At 64.7% G+C, this 21,191-nt stretch carries 20 protein-coding genes; 7 read left to right on the top strand and 13 right to left on the bottom strand.

What is annotated here, in order from left to right; translation table 11 throughout:
• Positions 1-21: 21 nt before the first annotated feature.
• Positions 22-366 carry a DNA-directed RNA polymerase subunit omega gene (rpoZ, locus tag SPYCA_RS07385; protein ID WP_120219614.1) on the top strand — a complete coding sequence of 115 codons (345 nt, stop codon included), beginning with the start codon at positions 22-24 and terminating at the stop codon, positions 364-366.
• Positions 367-417: 51 nt separating this feature from the next.
• Here rpoZ and SPYCA_RS07380 read toward each other — a convergent pair whose 3' ends face one another.
• The 13 genes from SPYCA_RS07380 to wecB all read right to left on the bottom strand — a co-directional run bounded on the left by SPYCA_RS07380 (position 418) and on the right by wecB (position 14,166).
• Entirely contained in the window at positions 418-1,023 is a 606-nt protein-coding gene (locus SPYCA_RS07380) for a DUF3800 domain-containing protein (RefSeq protein ID WP_120219613.1), read from the bottom strand.
• 133 nt (positions 1,024-1,156) lie between these two features.
• Positions 1,157-1,465: a hypothetical protein gene (locus tag SPYCA_RS07375; protein ID WP_232003579.1), complete on the bottom strand. Its 309-nt coding sequence runs from the start codon at positions 1,463-1,465 to the stop codon at positions 1,157-1,159.
• 122 nt (positions 1,466-1,587) lie between these two features.
• Positions 1,588-3,531 (bottom strand): ATP-dependent zinc metalloprotease FtsH, encoded by a 1,944-nt coding sequence (gene ftsH / locus SPYCA_RS07370; RefSeq protein WP_120219611.1) that lies wholly within the window; start codon positions 3,529-3,531, stop codon positions 1,588-1,590.
• 82 nt (positions 3,532-3,613) lie between these two features.
• Complete coding sequence (gene tilS, locus SPYCA_RS07365; protein WP_120219610.1) at positions 3,614-4,630, bottom strand: tRNA lysidine(34) synthetase TilS; 1,017 nt, start codon at positions 4,628-4,630, stop codon at positions 3,614-3,616.
• Positions 4,584-5,525, bottom strand: coding sequence for a tetratricopeptide repeat protein (locus tag SPYCA_RS07360; RefSeq protein WP_120219609.1), 942 nt, complete (start codon positions 5,523-5,525; stop codon positions 4,584-4,586). The genes tilS and SPYCA_RS07360 overlap by 47 nt, the downstream gene beginning before the upstream one ends.
• A gap of 115 nt (positions 5,526-5,640) precedes the next feature.
• Positions 5,641-6,498 carry a helix-turn-helix domain-containing protein gene (locus SPYCA_RS07355; RefSeq protein ID WP_120219608.1) on the bottom strand — a complete coding sequence of 286 codons (858 nt, stop codon included), beginning with the start codon at positions 6,496-6,498 and terminating at the stop codon, positions 5,641-5,643.
• A gap of 271 nt (positions 6,499-6,769) precedes the next feature.
• A complete protein-coding gene (hslU, locus tag SPYCA_RS07350) occupies positions 6,770-8,071 on the bottom strand; it encodes an ATP-dependent protease ATPase subunit HslU (protein ID WP_120219607.1) in 1,302 nt (433 codons plus the stop codon).
• Between the two features lie 64 nt (positions 8,072-8,135).
• On the bottom strand, positions 8,136-9,224 hold the full coding sequence (locus SPYCA_RS07345; protein ID WP_232003578.1) for an FAD-dependent oxidoreductase: 1,089 nt from the start codon (positions 9,222-9,224) through the stop codon (positions 8,136-8,138).
• 18 nt (positions 9,225-9,242) lie between these two features.
• On the bottom strand, positions 9,243-9,809 hold the full coding sequence (gene hslV / locus SPYCA_RS07340; RefSeq protein WP_120219605.1) for an ATP-dependent protease subunit HslV: 567 nt from the start codon (positions 9,807-9,809) through the stop codon (positions 9,243-9,245).
• Between the two features lie 53 nt (positions 9,810-9,862).
• Positions 9,863-10,936, bottom strand: a complete 1,074-nt coding sequence (locus SPYCA_RS07335; protein ID WP_120219604.1) for a mannose-1-phosphate guanylyltransferase/mannose-6-phosphate isomerase — start codon at positions 10,934-10,936, stop codon at positions 9,863-9,865.
• 22 nt (positions 10,937-10,958) lie between these two features.
• Positions 10,959-11,765 (bottom strand): class I mannose-6-phosphate isomerase, encoded by an 807-nt coding sequence (locus tag SPYCA_RS07330; protein WP_120219603.1) that lies wholly within the window; start codon positions 11,763-11,765, stop codon positions 10,959-10,961.
• A 45-nt stretch (positions 11,766-11,810) separates the two neighbouring features.
• Complete coding sequence (gene wecC / locus SPYCA_RS07325; protein ID WP_120219602.1) at positions 11,811-13,106, bottom strand: UDP-N-acetyl-D-mannosamine dehydrogenase; 1,296 nt, start codon at positions 13,104-13,106, stop codon at positions 11,811-11,813.
• On the bottom strand, positions 13,096-14,166 hold the full coding sequence (gene wecB, locus SPYCA_RS07320; RefSeq protein WP_232003651.1) for a non-hydrolyzing UDP-N-acetylglucosamine 2-epimerase: 1,071 nt from the start codon (positions 14,164-14,166) through the stop codon (positions 13,096-13,098). Before wecB ends, wecC begins: the two co-directional genes overlap by 11 nt.
• 337 nt (positions 14,167-14,503) lie before the next feature.
• Here wecB and SPYCA_RS07315 point away from each other — a divergent pair, with 337 nt between their 5' ends.
• The 6 genes from SPYCA_RS07315 to SPYCA_RS07290 all read left to right on the top strand — a co-directional run bounded on the left by SPYCA_RS07315 (position 14,504) and on the right by SPYCA_RS07290 (position 21,119).
• Complete coding sequence (locus tag SPYCA_RS07315; protein ID WP_232003576.1) at positions 14,504-15,211, top strand: metallophosphoesterase; 708 nt, start codon at positions 14,504-14,506, stop codon at positions 15,209-15,211.
• Between the two features lie 185 nt (positions 15,212-15,396).
• A complete protein-coding gene (locus SPYCA_RS07310) occupies positions 15,397-16,170 on the top strand; it encodes a polysaccharide biosynthesis/export family protein (protein WP_172595002.1) in 774 nt (257 codons plus the stop codon).
• A 53-nt stretch (positions 16,171-16,223) separates the two neighbouring features.
• A complete protein-coding gene (locus SPYCA_RS07305) occupies positions 16,224-17,156 on the top strand; it encodes an NAD-dependent epimerase/dehydratase family protein (protein WP_120219598.1) in 933 nt (310 codons plus the stop codon).
• A gap of 8 nt (positions 17,157-17,164) precedes the next feature.
• A complete protein-coding gene (locus SPYCA_RS07300) occupies positions 17,165-17,716 on the top strand; it encodes a sugar transferase (protein WP_232003575.1) in 552 nt (183 codons plus the stop codon).
• Between the two features lie 210 nt (positions 17,717-17,926).
• Positions 17,927-19,726: a polysaccharide biosynthesis protein gene (locus SPYCA_RS07295; RefSeq protein ID WP_232003573.1), complete on the top strand. Its 1,800-nt coding sequence runs from the start codon at positions 17,927-17,929 to the stop codon at positions 19,724-19,726.
• A gap of 46 nt (positions 19,727-19,772) precedes the next feature.
• The gene (locus SPYCA_RS07290) at positions 19,773-21,119 is read left to right on the top strand and encodes an O-antigen ligase family protein (RefSeq protein ID WP_172595000.1); all 1,347 of its coding nucleotides are present in this window, start codon (positions 19,773-19,775) and stop codon (positions 21,117-21,119) included.
• Positions 21,120-21,191 lie beyond the last annotated feature (72 nt).

The following is a 21,191-nucleotide window of genomic DNA, read 5'->3' as shown; positions in this document are numbered from 1 at the left end:
TCTCCCGTTTAAGGAAATATCATGGCCCGCGTTACCGTCGAGGATTGCGTCGACAAAGTTCCCAACCGTTTCGACCTGGTCCTGCTCTCCGCGCATCGCGCCCGCGAAATCTCGGGCGGCTCGGAGCTGACCGTCGATCGCGACCGCGACAAGAATCCCGTCGTCGCGCTGCGCGAAATCGCCGAGCAGACGATCCGTCCGAAGGATTTGCAGGAAGCGCTCGTCGGGTCGATGCAGAAGGTTGTCGTCGACGACGACGATACGCCCGATGAAATCAGCTCGATCAGCCGCTCGGCCGAGGCGCTGCGCCTGACCGCGGCGGCGCCGCCGCGCAGCCCCGCCGGCGGCGGTGGCGACTTCGAATAGATCGAAGCGAAGGGATCGCCAAGGGGGCCGCAGGAAACTGCGGCCCTTTTGCTATGGCATGGCGGTGAGGTTGGCGATGCGGATCGCCCTTGTGTCCAGCAGCGGATTCAGGATCGTCCGTATGCGGCGGGCGCGCGGCGATTTGACGGCGATGTTGAACAGGCTGTTGGCGATGACGTCGGCGATCTGGACGCCTTCGCTTCGCCGACTGTCGGCGAGCGAGGCGCGGCCCCACTGGCCCAGCCCCGCCTGGATCTCGGCGCGGACACGGCCGAGGATATCGGGATCGTAGCGCCCGTCGTCGATCACGACGTCGGTGCAGACGCCGCCCGTTTCGGGCAGCCAGCGGCCGATCGCGAGGTCGAGCAGCGCGGCATAAAGATCGAGGTCGCTCGGCAGCGTGCCACCGGGGCTCTGCGCAAGCCGGTCGCGTTCGGCCACCGCGACCCATGCGCGGCCGCCCGCGCGGTCGAAGAGTTCGAGCAACCAGGCGCGTTCGACGAGGCTGATGCGGCTGCCCTTGAGCTCGCCGCGCAGCCCGGTGACGCTGCGAAAGCGCGCGTGGATGTCGGCGGCGGCCTCAGCCGTCAGCATCACCGCCGAAAAGGTCATCGCGCCGGCGTTCAGCCCGCCCGATTCGTCGCAATAGATCGTCATGTCATCAAGCTCTGATGAAGCCGGGGCGCAGCGCTGCCGCGGCGCGCTCGCATCGGACCAGTGCCAGGCGGCCGTTCAACGCTTTACCGGATCGCATGATCGCTCCTTCGTCCGTTGCCGCCTCCCTGGCGGATCAGGCGGGGCAGGGATAGCGTTTCTTCATCAGCGCGTCGAATGCGGCGTAGATGCTGACCCGCCCACGCACGCGCGCCGGATAGCTGCGCAGATGCGCCAGCCATTGTTCGGGAGAGAGGCTGCCCGACTCGGGCGGACAGCTGGTCGTCCTCCGGCCGGCGCGGCGCTCGGCGTCGATGCGGGCCTTGTAGCGCCTGCCGGCCGCGATCACCTCATTCTTGAGCTGAAGACCCTGCGGCGTCGCAAGCGCCAGCGGTCCCAGCCGCTCGAGCGATCCTGCACGCGCCAGGAAGGCGGCGACGCTCATGTCGCCCGGCGCCATGGCGCACAGAAGAGGCGCGCAAAGACCGAGGAGCAGGAGTCGCGCATGAAGGGTCATGTGCCGAAACTGGTCCCCGCCAATCGGATCGAACCGGACAGGCCTAAAAGCTATACGCCCTGCGGGTTGGCGTCGCCGAAGGGGCGCGGCTTGCGCTTGATCTGCGGCAGGCCGCCCGCATGGCCCTTGACGGGTGCGCCGCGCTTGTCGGCGTCGTCCTCGCGGCCGATGTCCTCGCCCTTGATCGCGCGCTTCGCTTCCTCGCCCGAGAGCGTTTCATATTCGAGCAGCGCGGCGGCGAGCAGGTGCAGCTCGTCGATATGCTCGGTGAGCACCTTGCGCGCGACGGCTTCGCCCTCTTCGACAAGGCGGCGGACTTCGGCGTCGATCAGCTTGGCGGTCTCTTCCGACATATTCTGCGCGCGCGAGACGCTGTGGCCGAGGAACACCTCGTCCTGATTGTCGCGGTAGCGCAGCCAGCCGAGCTTTTCCGACATGCCATATTCCATGACCATCGCGCGCGCCATGTCGGTCGCCTGCTGAATGTCGTTCGACGCGCCCGTGTTGAGCTCGTCTTCGCCATAGATGAGCTGTTCGGCGATGCGACCGCCAAAGCAGAGCGCGAGACGCGCCTTCATCTGCTTCATATTCTGCGAATAACGGTCGCGTTCGGGCAGGTTCCACGTCACGCCCAGCGCGCGGCCGCGCGGAATGATCGTGACCTTGTGAAGCGGGTCATTGCCCTCGACATGCAGCGAAACCAGCGCGTGGCCGGCCTCGTGATAGGCGGTTGCCTTCTTCTCGTCCTCGGTCATCACCATCGACCGGCGCTCGGCGCCCATCATGACCTTGTCCTTGGCTTCCTCAAACTCGTCCGACGCGATCAGGCGTTTGCCCTTGCGCGCCGCGAGCAGCGCCGCCTCGTTGCAGAGATTGGCAAGATCGGCGCCCGAAAAGCCCGGTGTTCCGCGCGCGATGCGGCGCAGGTCGACGTCAGGCGCCAGCGGCTTCTTGCGCGTGTGAACCTCCAGTATCTTCTGGCGGCCTTCGATGTCGGGACGCGGCACGACGACCTGACGGTCGAAGCGACCGGGGCGCAGCAGCGCGGGATCGAGCACGTCGGGACGGTTGGTCGCCGCGACGATGATGATGCCTTCGTTCGCCTCGAACCCGTCCATTTCGACGAGGAGCTGGTTCAGCGTCTGTTCGCGCTCGTCATTGCCATTGCCAAGGCCCGCGCCGCGATGGCGCCCGACCGCGTCGATTTCGTCGATGAAGACGATGCACGGCGCGTTGCGCTTGGCTTGCTCGAACATGTCGCGGACCCGGCTCGCGCCGACGCCGACGAACATTTCGACGAAGTCCGACCCCGAAATGGTGAAAAAGGGAACGCCCGCCTCGCCCGCGATGGCGCGGGCGAGCAAGGTCTTCCCCGTGCCGGGCGAACCGACGAGCAATGCACCCTTCGGAATCTGGCCGCCGAGCTTGGAAAATTTGCTGGGGTCTTTCAGGAACTCGACGATTTCCTCGAGCTCCTCGCGCGCTTCGTCGATGCCCGCGACATCGTCGAAGGTCACGCGGCCCTGCTTTTCGGTGAGCATCTTGGCGCGCGACTTGCCAAAGCCCATCGCGCCCGAGCCGTTGTTCTTCTGCACCTGGCGAAAGACGAAAAAGGCGATGCCGAGGATCAGCAGGAAAGGCAGCGACTGGACGAGCATATACATCCAGAAGTTGGGGGTTTCAGCCGGCTGTCCGTCATATTTGACGCCGTTGTCGTTGAGCATCTTGAGCAGGTCGGGGTCGCGCACGACATTGGCGGTGAAGCGGTCGCCGTTCGCGAGCGTGCCGGTCACCTTGTCCTCGGACAGGATCACCTCCTTGACGCTGCCTTCCTCGACCTTCTGGCGGAACTCCGAATAGGCGAGCGGGTTGCCGACCGGTTGTGCGGCACCGCCGAACATCGAGGCGACGAGGAGCATGGCGAGCAGGATGCCGCTCCAGATCATCACGCTCTTCATCCAGGGGTTGCCCTGTGGTTCCTTGTCGTCCTGCATTCGGATTCTTTCCTCAACGGCGCAAGCGCTGCGCTCCTATCCGAACAAGATAGGATAATCGGGTTAAATGACAATGAGGCAATCAGGTCTTTTTCGGAGCCATGGCCCCAGTTTTCCGGCGCGGCGCCGCGGAAATGCGCCAGATCGTCCCATCGGGCCCGCGTACGGCATCGATCAGCAGCGCGCCGACCATCGCGCGCCGCCCGGCGCGCATCGCGGCGATCACCCCGTCGAGCGCGGCGCCGCGCAGCGCCAGTTGCGGCGCATTGGCGCGCAGCCGCTGCGCGACGACGCGGCGAAACAGCTCGGGCGGATAGGCTTCGTCGCGGATCACGGCAAGGTCCGAAGCGTCGGGCCAGCCCGCGATCAGTCGCTTAACCGCCCAATCGAGCGCCTCGTCGGCTTCGGCGAGACAGGCCGCCGATTTCGCCGCCGCCACGGGATCCAGCACGGTCTGCGAACGCAGCGCATGGCGCAGCCGTGCGCGATCGAAACGGTCGTCGCTGTTCGAGGGATCGTCGATGAAGGGCAGATCATTGTCGAGCGCGACTTCGACCAGTTCGCCGCGCCGCCAGCCGAGAAGCGGACGCAGAACCGCGCCGTTGGTCGCGCGGATGGCCGCTAGCCCGCCGACTCCGCTCGCGCGGTTGAGCCGCATGACGATCGTTTCCAGCTGGTCGTCGGCGTGATGCGCCGTGGCGATATGGTCGAGCGCATGCACCTCGCGCCATTGTTCGAGCAGGCGATAGCGTTCGGTGCGCGCTGCTGCCTGCAAGGATCCGCGGATCGGGGTGGGCGGTTTCAGCGTCGAATGCGGGATATGTTCGCGCGCGCAGAAGGCGGCGACCATGCGCGCTTCGTCGTCGGACCCCTTGCGCAGGCCGTGATCGACCGTCGCTGCCCAGACCTGGCCGGGCAGCAGCGACACCATCATCCACAGCAGCGCCATGCTGTCGGGTCCGCCCGACACCGCGACGCCATAATGAAGCCGATGCCAGTCGGCGCCGAGCAGGGCGGCGAGGTCGCCGGCAAGGCGCCCCGCGACGTCGCGCTCAGCAGCCTGCTTTTGCTTTTGCGGCGGCAGCATCGGTGCGGACATCCTGCGGCGCCTTGTCGCCATAGACTTCGTCAAGCTCGCGGAACGCCTTGCAGGCGTCGGCCTTGCGGCCGAGCCGGTCGAGTGCCACGCCCATGTACATCAGGCTGTGCGGCGCGCGCGGCCCGCTGGGGCGGTCCTTGTAATTATTGTAGAAGGCGACCGCCGCAAGGCTGGGTTTGCCTTCGTCGAGATAGGCGCGGCCGAGGAGGTTCTGCGCAAAGCTTGCATAACTGCTTTGCGGCCATTTGGTGACGACGCTTTTCAATTGCGCCTGCGCCTCGGGATAGAGTTTGGCGTCCCACAGGCGATAGCCATAGTCATAGGCGTCCTTGGTCTCGTTGCCCGTCGCCGGAACCTCGACCGCCTTGACGAGCGCGAGCCGGGCGGCGTCGGGGCCGGCGGGCCTGGCCGCGGGTTTGCTGACCGGCCTGGTGGCCGGAGTCGCGGCCGCGGTGGCAGCCGCGGGCGCCTTGACCGTGGGTGCAAGGCTGGCGGGGGTTGCCGTGTCTTCGGTCGCCGCCGGGTCGGCAAAACGCTTGTCCATCTCCGCCTTATAGGCGGCGACCTTCTTTTCGAGCTCGCGCAGCTGAAAGGCGTTTTGCTCGGTCTGCCCCGTCAAGGTCTGTAACTGGCTCTCCAGCGCATCGACGCGCGCGGTCAGGTCGATCACGGGGGCATTGGCGCGCGCGCGCTCGCCAGGCGTGTTGTCGGGTGCGATCTCGCCCTCGAAAAAGGTCGGGCTGCCACCGGGGAAGACGGTGCGCTGGACCGCCCGCATTTCCTTTTCGAGCCGCTCGATGCGCTTGCCGAGCGCTGCGTCCTGGGTCGCGGCCGGAACTGGCGCGACCAGCGCGATCGCTGCCGTTCCCAGGATAGAGATGTGACGCATCCTCATCTGCTTTTCGGTCCCCACTCGTTAACCAGTTTTCCCGTCCATAACGCGCGAAGCCGCGCCAGCGCAAACCCATTTCGGTGCGCTGCCGCGGCGACCGGCCCGGCCGACCGGTCGATCAGCCCTGCGGGCGGGTCGGCGCGGCGCTGCCCGGTGCGCCCGTTCCCCCGGCGCGCGCGATCAGGTCGGCGGGTTTCAGCGAGATATTCTTGACCAGCGTGTCGGCGGGGCCGACGGGGCCGACGTCGCGGCCGCCGACGGTGACTTTCAGCGCTTGCGGTATGCTGGTGCGCAACGTGAACTGCTCGATATAGGCGGGTGGGACTTCATAGGTTTCGCCGGGGTCGAGCGTGCGCCAGTTTTCGGTCTTGCCCTCGGCATCATCGAAACCGATCCAGACTTCGGAGAGGCCGGTCAGCACGACGGGGGCATTCGCTGCAACGTCGGCGGACGAGCCGCCGGCCTTGGCCGCGGGCGCCGTGCTCGCCGCGCTTTCGGGAGCTTCGGATGCGTCGGCGTCGCGGTTCTGCGCGGCGATGAGCGCCTCGTCGGGTTCGACCGACAGAAAGCGCCAGACGCCATAGGCCGACGCGAGCAGCAGCGTGACGATCACGAGCGTCCAGGTCAGCCGCGCGGTCGGCAGGCGCGCGGGATCGGTCGGCTCATAGGCCTCGTAAAGCGGCCGCGCGCCATATTCATCCTCTTCGAGTTCCTGGCGGATCGCCGCGCCGATTTCGGCCTCGGGCAGATCGACCGCGCGGGCATAGGCGCGCGCGAAGCCGGTGACATAGGTGCGGCCGGGAAGCTCCGAAAAATCGCTTTTTTCGATTGCCGCCAGATGGCGCTGGGTGATGCGCGTGCGCGTCGCCACGTCGGCCAGCGACAATCCCGCGGCCTCGCGCGCCAGCCGAAGCCGATCGCCAGTGCGCGTGATCGCCAGCTCGCCCTGCTGCGGGGCGACGTCCTCATCCGTCATTGCTGTCTCCGTGCCGGCCGTTTGACCCAGATCGGCCGTGTCATCCGTTCATCGCATTGCGGGCGCGCGAAAGTCAAATGGAGTTCGGTAAATGGACGGGGGAAAAGATGCCGGTTTGGGTTTGTTGATGCGGGGCCCGGGTGGTTGGAGAAGAGGTGTGGGAAAGGCGGAGTCGGGTGGCTTCCCACCATTAGCTTATCCGTCATCCCGGACTTCGCCGGGATGACGATGGAATAAGGATTTGGTTTCGGCCGAAAGCTGCCGTTACCCCTTAAAGCACATATTTGCTGAGGTCGGTGTCGCCCACGACATCGGCGAGCTGCTTGTCGACATAGGCGGCGTCGATGTCGAGCGTCGTGCCGTGCGCATCCTCGGCGGTGAAGCTGATCTCCTCGACCAGCCGTTCCATGATCGTCTGAAGTCGACGCGCGCCGATATTCTCGACCTTTTCATTCACCTCGGCCGCGAGTTTGGCGACGCGCGCGATCGCGTCGTCGGTGAAGTTCAGCGTCACGCCCTCGGTGCCGAGCAGCGCCGCATATTGTTCGGGCAGGCCCGCCTTCGTCTCGCTCAGGATGCGGACGAAATCCGCTTCGGTGAGCGCGCCGAGCTCGACGCGGATCGGCAGGCGGCCCTGGAGTTCGGGGAGCAGGTCGCTGGGCTTGGCGACGTGAAAGGCGCCGCTGGCGATGAAGAGGATATGGTCGGTCTTCATCGGGCCATATTTGGTCGCGACCGTCGTGCCCTCGATCAGCGGCAAGAGGTCGCGCTGCACCCCCTCGCGGCTGACCGAGCCGCCGCGCACGTCGCTGACCGCGATCTTGTCGATTTCGTCGAGAAAGACGATGCCGTTCGCCTCGGCATCGGCGAGCGCGACGCGCGCGACATCGTCCTGGTCGAGCCTTTTGTCCTGCTCTTCCTCGATCAGCCGCGTCGCGGCGTCGATCACCTTCATCTTGCGGCGCTTCCTGGGGAGGCCGCCCATCGCCTTGCCGAGCATGTCGGACAGGTTGATCATGCTCATCTGCCCCGGCTGGCCGGGCAGTTCAAAGTTCAGGCCGGGCGCTTCGGCGACCTCGATTTCGACTTCGCTGTCGTCGAGATGGCCTTCGCGGATGCGCTGGCGAAAGCTCTGGCGCGTCGCCTCGCTTGCGCCCTTGCCGGTGAGCGCGTCGAGCAGCCGTTCCATCGCGGCCTCTTCGGCGGCGGCGCGCACGGCATCGCGGCGGCGGTCCTTTTCCAGCCGCACGGCCTCCTCGACAAGATCGCGCGCAATCTGTTCGACGTCGCGGCCGACATAGCCGACCTCGGTGAACTTGGTCGCCTCGACCTTGATGAAGGGCGCGTCGGCAAGCCTGGCGAGGCGGCGCGAAATCTCGGTCTTGCCGCAGCCGGTGGGGCCAATCATCAGGATATTCTTGGGCGTCACCTCGTCGCGCAGCTCGGCGGGCAGCTGCTGGCGGCGCCAGCGATTGCGCAGCGCCACCGCGACCGCGCGCTTCGCCGCATCCTGGCCGATGATATGCGTGTCCAGTGCGGCGACGATCGCCTTCGGGGTCAAATCCTTGTTCATATGTCGGAGGGTTCCAGCAAAGAGAAATCGATGAGGCCGCTAGATGGGATCGGCTTGGCCGAGATCAAGCCGGGCAATGGAAACCGCCGAACAGCGCGCGATGCGACGCGAGGATGCGTGCGATGTCGGCCTCCACGGGCGCCGTCGACCATTGGTCGAGCTCGAATGTGCCGCCAAGAATGATGCCGTCGGGGCGCGGGAACATATAGCCCGCATTGCCCGTGAAGGCGTAGCGGACATCGGGCTGCGGCGCGAGCACCGCGAGCTGGCCGCGCGCGGGGCGGAGATCCATGTCGCCCAGCATGGCGCGCGACCCGAGCCCGGTGCAATTGAAGATCAGCGTTTCGGGGAGCGTCGCCAGCTCGGCGCGGTCCGCGAGCTTGCGGATGCGGACCGCGCCGCCCGCCATCTGCACGTCACGGATGAGCTGGCGCAGATAGCGACCCGTTTCGATGAACATCGTCTCGAAGCGGTTGACCCGTTCGACCGGGAAGGGATGGTCGCCCGGCGCGAGCGCCTGTTCGCCGGGGCGATAGGGGCTGGCGGCGCGCGGTGCGCCCTCGGCATAGACGGGCAGCCAGCGGACGCCATAATCCTCGCCCACCATGATCTGAAAGCGCCGCCAGCTGTAATCGCGCGCCGCCCGATATTGCGCGCGCCATTCGGGCGTCACTGCGTCGCGCTCGAAATGGCCATAGGGCGACCATTCGCCCCCGGCGATGTTCGATGTCGTATCGGGCGGCAGCGCGGCGGTGTAGATGGTGACGGGAAAGCCCGCCTCCTGCACCAGCCGCGCGGTCGACAGGCCCATCACCCCGGATCCGATCACCGCGACCGCGCCGCTGTGCCCCGGCAGGCCCAGATCGGCCGCGAGCCGCGCGGTGCCCCAGCTCAGCGTGATGCCCGCGCCGCCATGGCCGTAATTATGGACCAGCCTTTTGTCGCCGAGCGCTTCGGCGCGAACGACGAATCCCTGCGCGCGATAGGGGCGCAGGCCCGCGACCGTGCGGATGACGCGGTCGGCCGACACGTTGACGCGCGGCAGGCAGGCGAGCGCGACCGGGGCAATGCGCGGTGTCGTCGCGGCGCAGCCGGGGAGGGCGAGCGCCGCCGAAGCGGCGACAAAATGGCGGCGGGGAAGGGTATCGATCACCCCGCCGACCATAAAGCGTCAACCCGTTGTGTCGATGGTTTCGAGCGTGAACTGGTCGTTGGTATAGACGCAGATCTCGGCGGCGACGGCCATCGCCTTTTTCGCCAGCACTTCGGGGTCTTTTTCATAATCGGCGAGCGCGCGCGCCGCCGACAGCGCGAAATTGCCGCCCGAACCGATCGCGGCGATGCCGCCCGTGGGTTCGAGCACGTCGCCGTTGCCGGTGATGACCAGCGTGACTTCCTTGTCGGCGACGATCATCATCGCTTCCAGGTTGCGCAGATATTTGTCGGTGCGCCAGTCCTTCGCCAGCTCGACCGCGGCGCGGAGCAACTGGCCATTGTGGCGTTCGAGCTTGGCCTCGAGCCGCTCGAACAGGGTGAAGGCGTCGGCGGTCGCGCCTGCGAAGCCGCCGATCACGCTGCCATCGTGCAGGCGGCGGACCTTGCGGGCATTGGGCTTCATCACCGTCTGGCCCATCGAGACCTGTCCGTCGCCGATAACGACGACCTTGGCTTCGTTGCGGGCCGAAAGGATGGTGGTTCCGTGCCAGGGCGCGGCACTTTGCGCGTGGGGATGGGTCATGCCGCGCGATATGGGCGATGGCTGCGGGGGGTGCAAGGGGAGGGGGCGTGCGCTCAGCGCGGCGGATGCTTCGCGAGCGCCTCGACGATCGCCTTGACCTCCTGCGCGCGTTCGCGCGGAATGACGAGGACGTCATCGCCGTGCGCGACGACCACCAGGTCCGAAACGCCGACGACGGCGATCCGCTTGCCATCCCCCGCGCGCAGATAATTATCGTTCGCGTCCAGCGCGATAACGTCGCCAACGCGGACATTGCCCGCCGCATCCTTGTCGCCAAGCGCGTGGAGCGCGGCCCAGCCGCCGACGTCGGACCAGCCGGGATCGACGGGGACGACGACGACATCGCTGGCGCCCTCCATCACCGCATAGTCGATCGAGTCCGACGGGCTGGCGAGGAAGGCCTCGGCACGCGGATGGAGCTTTGCGCCGTCCGCCCGCGCACCGTCCATCGCCGCGGTACAGGCGGACGCCATCGCGGGCTGCTGCCGCGCCAGTTCGGCCATAAAGCGGTCGGCGCGCATCAGGAAGATGCCGGCGTTCCAATAGTGGCCGCCTTCGGACAGCATCGCTTCGGCTTTTTCGCGCGGCGGTTTTTCGACGAAGCGCCGCACCGCGCGGACGCCGGGAACGTCCGCCAAAGGGTCGCCCGCGGCGATGTAGCCATAGCCGGTTTCGGGATGCGACGGCGCGATGCCGAAGGTCGCTAGCGCACCGACCTCGACCGCCGGACGCGCGGCTTCGATCGCCGCGAGGAAGGCCGGCACCTCGGTCATCACATGATCGGCGGGCATGGCGAGGATCGTCGCGGCGGGATCATCGGCCAGCGCGGCCAGTGCGGCGAGGGCAATCGCCGGAGCGGTGTTGCGCGCGGCGGGCTCGACGATGATCCGCGCGTCGTCGATGCGCGCCGTCGCCAGATCGGCCTCGACATGCGCGACATGCGCCGGGCCGCACACGACCAGTGGCGCGGCGAAGCGGGTGCGGTCGCTCGCACGCGCCAGCGTTTGCAGGAACATGCTGCCGCCGCCTGTTAGCGGCTGGAACTGTTTGGGGGTTTCGGCGGTCGATACGGGCCAGAGGCGCGTGCCGGAGCCGCCGGACAGGATGACGGGGGCGATGATGTTCATAAAAGACCCTTGGAAGACGAAATCAGGCGGGCCAGCTCAGCAACGCGCGAGCGCCGGGCGCCAGCACGATGTCGTTGGCGCTTTCGGTTGCCACACATTCGCCAAGCTTTACCACCTCGCCGCCAATGGTGCAGCCTTGTGACAGCGGCGTGAAGATATAGTCGCCGCTACCCTTGGGCAGATATGCGGTAGCATCGATCCCTGCGAGGTGAAGCAGGCGGAAATGCGGACCATCGACGAGCAGATGATTGTCGGTCGCTGCGACCTTGCGGTCGCGCGGGTCGGGGCACGGAGCGGTCATCGAGACCGCCAGGCCAGCGTCGAGATGCAACTCGCGCGGCCGGCCATAGTCATAAAGACGATAGGTGCAGTCGACATTCTGCTGCACCTCTACGACGGTCAGCCCGGCGCCAATGGCATGAATTGTGCCCGCCCGATTGTAGACGAAATCGCCGACATGTGCGGCGCGCCAGTCGACCATGTCGACGATGGAGCCGTCAAGGGCCGCGGCGTGCAGCGCCCTGCATGTCGTCGCGCCGGTGAGGCCCACGCCCAGCTCGGCATCCGGTTCGGCATCGAGAACAAGCCAGCACTCTTCCTTGCCGCGGGGGTAGCCTGCGGCAGCCGCAGCCTCATCACCGGGATGGACCTGAATCGACAGTCGCTCGGAAGTAAACAGAAATTTGACCATGATCGGCGCATCATCGCCGTCGGGGTGCAGAAACCATATCTCGCCGACGCGGCGACCGCCGAAATCGCCGAAGGCGCGCGGAATGTCGGTGCGTCCCCACGGCTTGTCGACGACGATCGTTTCGAGGCGAGTCCACATCGCTCCACCTTGTTGGGCCGCTCGCCGGGCGTCAAGGGCGATCGGTCAGGCGGCGCGGTTGAAACGGTTGCCGTTTTCGACACTTGGCTGATCGGGCCACAGCCCGCGCGTGTCGTAAACGATCTTGTCGCCGCGCTCCTCGATCGGGATCGACTTGAACAACTCGTGATCGACAAGGACGATGAGCAGGTCGCAGCTTGCGAGCGCGTTGTCGAGGTCGATCAGCTCGGCGCCCGTGCCCGCGAAGTCCATGGGCAGTCCGCGCGCATAAGGCTCGACGATGCGGATCTGCTGGCCGAAACGCCGGGCGAGCGCGGCGGCGACCTCGACCGCGGGGCTTTCGCGGAAATCGTCGATATTGGGCTTGAAGGCGAGGCCGAGGCAGGCGACGCGCGCTTCGGGATGCTGCGACACGAGCATTTCGGCGGCGCCGATGACATGCGCGGTCTTCGCGAGATTGACCTCGCGCGCGGTGCGGATCAGGCGGCTGTGATCGGGCGCGCCATGGACGAGGAACCAGGGATCGACGGCGATGCAATGGCCGCCGACGCCGGGGCCGGGCTGGAGGATGTTGACGCGCGGGTGGCGATTGGCGAGGCGGATCACCTCCCACACATCGACGCCCAGATGCTCCGCCATCATCGACAGCTCGTTGGCAAAGGCGATGTTGACGTCGCGGTAGCTGTTCTCGACCAGTTTCACCATTTCGGCGGCGCGCGCCGAGGTTGTGACGCAGGCACCGCGGACGAACTGGCGGTAAAAGGTCATCGCGCGGCGCGCGCAGCGCGGGGTGATGCCGCCGATGCAGCGGTCGTTGTCGACCAGCTCGACAAGGATGCGCCCCGGCAGCACGCGCTCGGGACAATAGGCGACAAAGATGTCGGCGGCGCCGGTGCAGGCGCCGGGAACTTTCAGGTCGGGACGCAGCTCGGCGAGCAGCGCCGCGACCGTTTCGGTCGTGCCGACGGGCGAGGTGGATTCGAGGATGACAAGGTTGCCCTCTTCCAGTTTCGGCGCGATGGCGCGCGCCGCCGACAGGACATGGCCGATGTCGGGGCGATGCTCGTCATCATGCGGGGTCGGCACCGCAATCACGAACACGTCGGCGGGGGCCACTTCGGTCGATGCAACAAGCGCGCCACGCGCAACGACGCCCTGGACCAGACCGTCGAGATCGACCTCCTCGATATGCACCTTGCCGCCGTTGACCGTCTCGACGACATGCTCGCTGACGTCGACGCCGGTGACCTTGCTCCCCGAACGCGCGATCAGCGCGGCGGTGGGCAGGCCGATATAGCCCAGGCCGAGGACGGTAACATTCTGGTCGCTGTCAATGGGCACGCGCTACAATCTCCGCAATTCGCTGCGCGGCGCGGCCGTCTCCGAAGGGATTATGCGCGCGCGCCATGGCGTTATAGGCGCCTTCATCGTCCAAAAGGCTGAAAATTTCCGAAACGATGCGATTTTTGTCGGTGCCGACGAGGCGCGCGGTCCCTGCTTCGATCCCTTCCGGCCGCTCGGTCGTCTCGCGCATCACGAGCACCGGCTTGCCGAGCGAAGGCGCCTCCTCCTGCACGCCGCCGCTGTCGGTGAGCACCAGCGTGCTGAGCGCGAGCAGCCGCACAAAATGCGGATAGTCGAGCGGGTCGATCAGCGCGACATTGGGGAGCGCGCCGAGGATCGGCTCCATCGCGCTGCGAACATGCGGATTGGGATGAACGGGAAAGATCACCGCCACGTCGGGGCGCGCGGCGATCCCGGCGATGGCTTCGGCAATGGCGTTCATGCCGTCGCCGAAGTTTTCGCGCCGGTGCGATGTGACGGCGATGATGCGCTTGCCCGCAAAACGATCGGCGAGCGGGTCGAGCCCCCCCGCCAGCGACGGCTCATCCTCGATCCGCGCCCGCGTCGCGAGCAGCGCGTCGATCACGGTGTTGCCCGTAACATGAATCTGATTCGCCGGCACATTTTCGGCGCGCAGTGCCGCGGCGGCGGTTTCGGTTGGCGCGAAATGCAGGTCGGCGACCGCGCCCGTGACCTTGCGGTTCACCTCTTCGGGCCAGGGATGATAGATATTGCCGCTGCGCAGCCCCGCCTCGACATGCCCCACCGGGATCTTGCGGAAATAGGCGGCAAGCGTCGCGGCCATCGTCGTCAGCGTGTCGCCGTGCACCAGGATGCGGTCGGGCTTTTCGGCGTCGAAAGTTTCGCCAAGGCCAGTGACGAGCCGGGCAAGCAGCGCGTCGAGCGACTGGTTTGGCGTCATGACGTCCAGGTCGATATCGGGCACGATTCGCGCGATTTCAAGCACCTGGTCGAGCATCTCGCGATGCTGGGCGGTCACGCAGACGCTGACCCGGACGTCGTCGCGAGCCGCGAGCGCGTGAACGACCGGAAACATTTTTATCGCTTCCGGGCGGGTGCCGAAGGTGGTGATGATATGGTCGGCCACGTCGGTACGATCCTGAAAGCCGGTCGAAAAGGCAAGTGTCGGGCCTCTACACGCAAAGGGTTGTCGTTGTCTTAACCTTTGATCGGGGCGTGAACATCGTGCTCCACAGGCCAACAGCCGTCGGCGAACGGCCCGGCTCCTTTGGCTGGCCAACCATCGGCGACTTCGCTAAGGGCGGCGTTTCCCGATACTCGCGTTCGTTCATGGCAAGGTTTTTTGCGGGCCGATGACTTTTCTTTCCAGGTTCAGGCGGGGTGGGCGCGCATCCGTTTCAGACCAGCGCTCGATGGCCGATGGTATATTGCTCTATGCGATCGGCGATATTCATGGTCGCGACGATCTGTTTGCCGATCTGCTGGACCGGATCGCAGCCGACCGTCGAAGCCGGCCGCATGAGCTTTGTGTGCTGGTACTGCTAGGCGATCTTGTGGATCGCGGTCCCGATTCCGATCGGGTCATCGAACGAGCGCTTTCGCTTCCTGCCCAATTCGATCGCGTCCATCATCTGATCGGTAACCACGAGGAATCCATGCTCGCAGCGCTTGCGAACGATGTTCGCGCGCTTCGTTTTTTTGTGCGTATCGGCGGTGATGCGACGGTCAGGAGCTATTTGCGCGACGACGGACTCTATGATCGACTGACGTTCGAGGAACTTGCGGGCGTTTTCGCCGATGCCGTTCCCCGGTCGCATGTTGATTTCCTTGCCCGGGGGGAGGACATGGTCCGTTACGGCGACTATGTCTTCGTGCATGCGGGGGTAAGGGATTCGGTGCCGCTTGAACGTCAGAAGCTGACCGATCTCAGATGGATTCGGGAGGAGTTTCTTTCCAGCCGCCTGGACCATGGTGCGATGATCGTGCACGGACACACGATCACCGCGGACATAGAAGAGCGCCCAAACCGCATCGGTATCGATACGGGTGCCTATCGCAGCGGCCGCCTGACTGCCATTGGCCTGTTGGGCACCGATCGCTGGTATCTGCAGACCATTTAGGCAGCGCGTCCGAGGCAGGACCGTCACTCGCCGCAAGGCAACGTTTCGGCGCATTCATCGGGAAGCAACTTGTGCTTGAATCCGAATGTGACTAATCACCCGGCCGAACGCGTCCGGGACACGAATCCGCAAGCCAGTTCGTGCCGGATGGATTTGTTTGGAATATGTAATCTGAAGGAAAATATATGCCGGATCACGCATCTCCGCGACGTTCCGTGCGAGTTCGGAGCCTGCGTCCGGCGACCTGGGCGGCCCTGCTGGCCGCGCTGCCGCTGGTGGCGATCACGTCCGGATGTGCCGCACCGCAATTGGGCGGTTCGCCGCATGTCCGCGTCATTCCGGCAGACAGCCTGCCCGAACCCGGCGGTGGTGACACGCTGTCCGACGAGCGACCTTATCTGATCGGGCCTTTCGACCGGCTTACGATCGATGTGTTCGGCATTCTTGAACTCAGCAAGCGCGAAGTGCAGACGGACGCGAGCGGGCGTTTCTCCTTCCCGTTGGCCGGGGTGATCCAGGCTGCAGGAAAAACTCCGGCCGAAGTGGAGCAGGATCTTCGGTCCAAGCTGATGCTGGCTCATATTCGCGATCCGCAGGTCACCGTGAATCTCAAAGAAACAGGCAGCCAGTTTGTGACCGTCGAAGGGCAGGTCCGCAAGCCCGGACTCTATCCGGTGGTGGGTCGGATGACCTTGCTGCGGGCGATCGCCACGGCCGAGGGAACGGCGGAGTTTGCGCGTCTGGACGAGGTTGTCGTGTTCAGGACGGTTGAAGGCCAGAAATATGCTGCACTGTTCAATCTGAAGGCCATTCGTCGCGGCGCCTACGCCGACCCCGACATTCATGCCAACGACGTTGTGGTTGTTGGTGATTCCGCATCGCGCCGTCTTTTCCGTGATGTCTTGCAGGTCGTGCCCCTGTTGACGACGCCGATCGTCGTTGCGCTGCAGAACAACTGATCCGGTGCTGTTTCGGCGTTGATCGCTGGCAAGGTGGGCCGGAGCACTCAGCCATGATGACGGTTGCCGTCACCGGCGCAGCAGGCTTTCTGGGGCGGCATGTCGTCGGAAGGCTTGCCGCGTCGGGATATCGGGTTCGCGCGCTGACCCGATCGGGAACAAAGCTTGCTTCGGCCACCGAGTCGCTTGCGACAGGCGATATTATCGGGGCGGATCTCATGCGTCTCGTCGATGGCTGCGACGTCGTGGTGAACTGTATGGCGCGTGTCCATATTCTGCGGCGCGAGGATCCGGTGCTCGCCGAGCGGCGATATCGGCTGGTCAATGGTGAGTTTCCCCTTCGCCTTGCAGACGTCGCGCGGCGCGCAGGAGCGACGCGTTTTGTTCAGCTGAGTTCCGTTGCAGCTGTCAGATCACTGACCCCGGCCGGCAGCGTTGTCGACGATGACTGGTCGCCCGAGCCGACGACCCCTTATGGAATAAGCAAGCTGTTGGCCGACATCGGGCTCGCCGAACGCGACCGCGAGGGGTTTCGGACCATATCGCTTCGGCCGCCGGCGCTGATCGGGCCGGGTGTGACGGCCTGGTTCGCCGCTCTTGCAAAGGCAGCTCGCTTCGCCGTGCCGCTCCCGGTCGGACGGATAGACAATCGCCGCAGTTTTGCTTTCGTGGGTAATGTGGCGGATGCCGTTGCGATCGCCGTTGGACAGGATCGGTCGGGATGCTTCATCGTCACTGACAGCGAGCCGCTGTCAACGGCCGCGCTTTACCGCAAATTGCTGAACCGCTTCGGGCACCCGGATCTTGTGTGGAACTGGTCGCCGGAACTGGTGAGCGGATGCGCGCATATTGTTCTGGGCGAGCGTGCACAAAGCCTGCTTGGCAACGCGGCGTACGATGGCAAGCGGTTCGCGCGTCTTTTCGCGTGGGAACCTGATGTTACGCTTGACGGGGCGATTGGCATGATAGCGGGAACGAACAAATGATAAAGCGAATGTTCGACCTGATCTTCGCTTCGCTTGCCGTTCTTCTTCTGGCTCCGTTGATGCTTTGCGTGGCGCTCGCGATCCGTCTGGACTCGCCGGGGCCTGCGGTGTTCTGGTCGCAGCGCTTTGGCCGTGACAGCCGACTGTTCCTGATGCCCAAGTTTCGCACGATGCGCGTCGACACGCCGCTGCTGCCGACGCATTTGCTGCAGGACGGGCAAAGCCGGGTGACGCGGATCGGACGTTTCCTGCGGCGAACGAGCCTCGATGAACTGCCGCAGTTCTTCAGTGTGATCGTTGGCGACATGAGCCTGGTCGGACCGCGACCGGCGCTGTTCAATCAGGACGATTTGATGCGTTTGAGGACGGAATCCGGGGTTGCCGCGCTTAGGCCGGGTATAACCGGATGGGCTCAGATTAACGGTCGCGATGAACTGACGATCGACGAGAAAGTGGTGTTGGAGCGCGAATATCTGAACCGGATGAACTTCGTCTTCGACCTCAACATCCTGATCCTGACTGTGCTGCGGGTTCTGGATCGCCGCAGCATTTCGCATTAATGGCCGCATCTAGAGGTCTGGATTTCCGATATTCTCACCCCCGTTTGAGGCCCAGCCGTGTTTGAGCGTTTCTTCACCGATATTTCGACCTATCTGATCACCTCTGCTGCGCGCATGCTTTTCTGGCCGCGGTGGGCGAAACTCCTGCTTGTTCTCATTTGCGACGCGCTCTTGGGATTGGTTGCGTCCGCGATGGCTTTTTCCATTCGGATGGGCGAATGGAGCTCCGATGACTGGCCGGTGCTGCGCTTTGGCCTCTCCATGTTGCTGCTATGGTTCCCGATCGCTTATTGGCGCGGCGTTTATTCGGCCATATTTCGCTACGCAGGTCGCGGCGTATTGATTTCGCTGGCGGTGGCTGTCGCGATGATGGCGGTGCCGCTGGTCGTCGTCTATATGTATGTCGGCTATCCTGGCGTGCCGCGGACGATCGCCATTCTCGGCCCGATCCTGTTTCTCATGCTGATCGGTGTCGCGCGTATCGTCGGTCGATATGTGCTCGTCGATCTTTTCCATTCGCGCGACTTTGTAGGGCGGGAACGAAACGTCCTGATCTACGGAGCCGGCACGACCGGTCAGCGACTGGCAGCGTCATTGAGTTCTGAAGGCGGCCTGCGGCTTGTCGGCTTTCTCGACGATGACCGGACCAAGCGGGGCAAGCGGATCGACGGCGTCCGCATCTTTCACACCGACGATATCGCCAACGTGCTGAACCAGTTCGACATCACCGACATCATTTTGGCGATGACGCAGGTCGGCGACGCCCGACGCAAGGAGATCATCCGAAATCTCGCGCAGTTCAGCATCAATGTCCAGACGCTCCCGCCGGTTCGGGATATTCTGGAAGGCAAGATTTCGGCGAGCTCGATCCGGCCGATAGAGGTGGAGGATCTGCTCGGTCGTCCACCGGTGACGGCCGATCGCGAACTGCTGTCGCGATCGGTGAAGGGCAAGCGGGTGATGGTGACAGGCGCCGGCGGTTCGATCGGCAGCGAATTGTGTCGACAGATTCTGCGGCTGGCTCCGCATTCGCTCACCCTCGTCGAATCCAGCGAATTTTCGCTCTTCCGGCTTCAGAATGAACTTGAAGCGATCCTCGTCCGTTTGCCCGATGGCGCCCGGCCCGCTCTTAGGGCCAGATTGTCGAACGTGGCCGATGCTGGGGCGGTCGAGCGCCTGTTCGCCGATGAGGCGCCTGACACCATCTATCACGCAGCGGCGTATAAGCATGTTCCGCTTCTGGAGGAAAATCCGCTTGATGGCGTCGCCAACAATATCCGGGGAACGCGTAACGTCGCCGAGATGGCGGTGGTCAAGGGGGTCGAGCGATTCATCCTCGTCAGCACCGACAAGGCGGTGCGCCCCCCCAACGTCATGGGGGCCAGCAAACGCGTTTGCGAAATGCTGCTTCAGGACATGAGCCGGTCGCAAAAGGCTGACGGCACGATTTTCTCGATGGTTCGCTTCGGCAACGTGCTCGGATCGAGCGGATCGGTCGTTCCGACCTTTCGGCAGCAGATTGAGCGCGGCGGTCCGGTGACGGTGACCCACCGCGATGTGACACGCTATTTCATGACGATCCCAGAGGCGGCCGAACTGGTGATCCAGGCAGGCAGCATGGCTGTCGGCGGCGAGGTCTTTCTGCTCGACATGGGCGAACCGGTGCGCATCTGGGATCTTGCCGAAACCATGGTGCGATTGTCCGGCCTCACGATCCGCACGCCCGCTAATCCCGACGGAAGCATCGAGATCGTCGAACGCGGACTGCGCAAGGGTGAGAAGCTCTACGAGGAACTTCTTGTCGGCGAGGAATCGCAGCAGACCGCGCATCCACGGATCATGCAGGCGCGCGAGGAATGCGTCAGCCATGAATGCCTCCATGCGAACATCGCCGCGATCGAGGCGGCGATTTCGGCCGCCGATACGGGCGGTTGCCGAGCCGCATTGAAACGGCTAGTGCCCACCCTGCACGAGCAGCCCCCCGTAACCGCCCCTGCGCCGGAACTTTAACCAGATGAAAAAGAATATCTTTCGTTCGAGTTCGGCCTCCGAATTGGTGCTTGCCGCCATCCTGCTCATGGCGCTGCTACTCGGCGGCAGCGGGCGCGACGACGTCACCTCGCTGGTCGTTCTGCGTCCGATTGCGATTCTGGCGCTCGCAGTCGCCCTTTGCCTATTGCCCAGCGACGTGTGGCAACGGAACAAGGCGTTGCTTGCCTGTGCTTTCGCGTCGGTGTTGCTCGTCGCCCTTCAGCTGGTGCCGCTTCCTCCGGCAATCTGGCAAGCGCTGCCCGGGCGCGACCTTGTGGTCGAGATCGACCGGGCGGCGGGGATGGCCGACGTCTGGCGACCGATCAGTCTGGTTCCTTATCGCACCGTCAACGCGCTGATGGCGATGGCGCTGCCGCTCGCCGTTCTTTTGCTCGCGCTGACAATCGAGCGCGAACGTCAGTTCCGTATTGCACTGCTGCTTCTAGCGGGCCTGTTCGCGTCCACCTTGTTCGGTCTCCTTCAGATCATCGGCGGCGAAGGCAATGCCTTCTATCTGTATCGGATTACCAATGACGGGTCGGCGGTTGGCCTGTTCGCCAACCGCAATCACCACGCGGTCGCGCTCGCGATGGCTTTTCCTTTGACGGCCGCGCTCGTCGCGCTGGCGTCGCGGATGGCCGAGGAGCGATCGGGCGCGTTGCAATGGGGCGGGCTTTCCTTTGCCGCGCTGCTTCTGCCGTCCCTGCTGGTCGCCCAGTCGCGAGCGGGGATTCTGGTCGGTCTGGTCGGGCTGGCGTCCGTGCTGTTCGTTCTGAAAATCTCGCCGTTCCGGATTGCGGGAAGCGGCGGCCGGACCGCGACGTGGAAAACCGCGCTCGCTCTCGTTATGCTTGTCGCCGTCGCTATCCTCACCGTCCAGATGACCGCGTCCAATTCATTCGATCGGCTGTTTGCGTCCGGTGTCGGCACGGAAACGTCGCTCCGCTTCAACACCTGGCCCGTGGCGGTCAGGCTTGCCTTTGAAAATCTGCCGTTCGGAACGGGCATGGGAACGTTCGTTGAGGCTTATCGCGTCGTCGAACCCGATTTCATGTTACGGCCGCAATATATGAACCATGCCCACAATGACTTCGTCGAACTTTTTCTGACCGGCGGTTTGCCTTTTGTGCTGCTTCTGGCCGCTAGCTTGGCCGTCGTTGTGCGCAACTATTTTCGTGGGTCGGCCGAGGATCGCTCGGAGGTCTCGCTGATGTTCCGGCGGCTCGGCGCCGTCATCCTGCTGCTTCTGTTTCTGGCGAGCAGCTACGATTATCCGCTGCGGACGCCGCTTATGGCAGCGATTTTCGCGCTTTCTCTGGTGTGGACCGCGGGCCGCGCCGGCGCCGATCGATCCCTGAATGAAGGGACTTGATGCAATGGCAAATCCGTCCGGCGACGCCCCCGCGGCACAGTCTTTTCGTTGGCAATCAAAAGAACGACTGTT

Origin of the sequence: Sphingopyxis sp. FD7 (assembly GCF_003609835.1) — a bacterium.
Classification (GTDB): domain Bacteria; phylum Pseudomonadota; class Alphaproteobacteria; order Sphingomonadales; family Sphingomonadaceae; genus Sphingopyxis.
The sequence above is the reverse complement of the archived record's forward strand: the minus strand, read 5'-3'. Positions and strand labels throughout refer to the sequence as shown.

Excerpts from the sequence above, each read along its gene's own strand:
- rpoZ (WP_120219614.1), top strand. The coding sequence starts at position 22 with ATGGCCCGCGTTACCGTCGAGGATTGCGTCGACAAAGTTCCCAACCGT.
- SPYCA_RS07380 (WP_120219613.1), bottom strand. The coding sequence starts at position 1,023 with ATGACGATCTATTGCGACGAATCGGGCGGGCTGAACGCCGGCGCGATG.
- SPYCA_RS07375 (WP_232003579.1), bottom strand. The coding sequence starts at position 1,465 with ATGAGCGTCGCCGCCTTCCTGGCGCGTGCAGGATCGCTCGAGCGGCTG.
- ftsH (WP_120219611.1), bottom strand. The coding sequence starts at position 3,531 with ATGCAGGACGACAAGGAACCACAGGGCAACCCCTGGATGAAGAGCGTG.
- tilS (WP_120219610.1), bottom strand. The coding sequence starts at position 4,630 with ATGTCCGCACCGATGCTGCCGCCGCAAAAGCAAAAGCAGGCTGCTGAG.
- SPYCA_RS07360 (WP_120219609.1), bottom strand. The coding sequence starts at position 5,525 with ATGAGGATGCGTCACATCTCTATCCTGGGAACGGCAGCGATCGCGCTG.
- SPYCA_RS07355 (WP_120219608.1), bottom strand. The coding sequence starts at position 6,498 with ATGACGGATGAGGACGTCGCCCCGCAGCAGGGCGAGCTGGCGATCACG.
- hslU (WP_120219607.1), bottom strand. The coding sequence starts at position 8,071 with ATGAACAAGGATTTGACCCCGAAGGCGATCGTCGCCGCACTGGACACG.
- hslV (WP_120219605.1), bottom strand. The coding sequence starts at position 9,809 with ATGACCCATCCCCACGCGCAAAGTGCCGCGCCCTGGCACGGAACCACC.
- SPYCA_RS07335 (WP_120219604.1), bottom strand. The coding sequence starts at position 10,936 with ATGAACATCATCGCCCCCGTCATCCTGTCCGGCGGCTCCGGCACGCGC.
- SPYCA_RS07330 (WP_120219603.1), bottom strand. The coding sequence starts at position 11,765 with ATGTGGACTCGCCTCGAAACGATCGTCGTCGACAAGCCGTGGGGACGC.
- wecB (WP_232003651.1), bottom strand. The coding sequence starts at position 14,166 with ATGTTTCCGGTCGTTCACGCGCTCGCGGCTCGCGACGACGTCCGGGTC.
- SPYCA_RS07315 (WP_232003576.1), top strand. The coding sequence starts at position 14,504 with ATGGCCGATGGTATATTGCTCTATGCGATCGGCGATATTCATGGTCGC.
- SPYCA_RS07310 (WP_172595002.1), top strand. The coding sequence starts at position 15,397 with ATGCCGGATCACGCATCTCCGCGACGTTCCGTGCGAGTTCGGAGCCTG.
- SPYCA_RS07305 (WP_120219598.1), top strand. The coding sequence starts at position 16,224 with ATGATGACGGTTGCCGTCACCGGCGCAGCAGGCTTTCTGGGGCGGCAT.
- SPYCA_RS07300 (WP_232003575.1), top strand. The coding sequence starts at position 17,165 with ATGTTCGACCTGATCTTCGCTTCGCTTGCCGTTCTTCTTCTGGCTCCG.
- SPYCA_RS07295 (WP_232003573.1), top strand. The coding sequence starts at position 17,927 with ATGGGCGAATGGAGCTCCGATGACTGGCCGGTGCTGCGCTTTGGCCTC.